This window comes from Sedimentibacter sp. B4, assembly GCF_000309315.1.
In the GTDB taxonomy this organism is placed as follows: domain Bacteria; phylum Bacillota; class Clostridia; order Tissierellales; family Sedimentibacteraceae; genus Sedimentibacter; species Sedimentibacter saalensis.
Genome location: NZ_CANG01000339.1, coordinates 1 through 241, shown reverse-complemented (window position 1 = coordinate 241; position 241 = coordinate 1). Strand labels below are relative to the sequence as shown.

General features: G+C 70.1%; 1 protein-coding gene. It reads left to right on the top strand.

Annotation, left to right across the window (positions count from 1 at the left end; all coding sequences use genetic code 11):
- Positions 1-241 (top strand): thiamine pyrophosphate-dependent enzyme (locus BN358_RS23405; RefSeq protein WP_255346892.1); only part of this gene is annotated, 241 nt, incomplete at both ends.

Below are 241 nucleotides of genomic sequence, written 5' to 3'. Positions count from 1 at the left end.
CGTTCCGCGGCACCGGCATGACCGACTGGCCGTCCCGTCCGGACAGCTTCTACCCGTACGCCTTTGTGATCGGCAGCCAGACCCTGCACGCGGTGGGCATGGCCATGGCCCAGCAGCGGGACGGAGCGGTCGGCAACGACGATCCGGACGCCAACGGCGCGGTGATCGTCTACTTCGGCGACGGTGCCACCAGCCAGGGCGACGTGAACGAGGCCTTCGGCTTCGCCGCGGCCACCTCGGA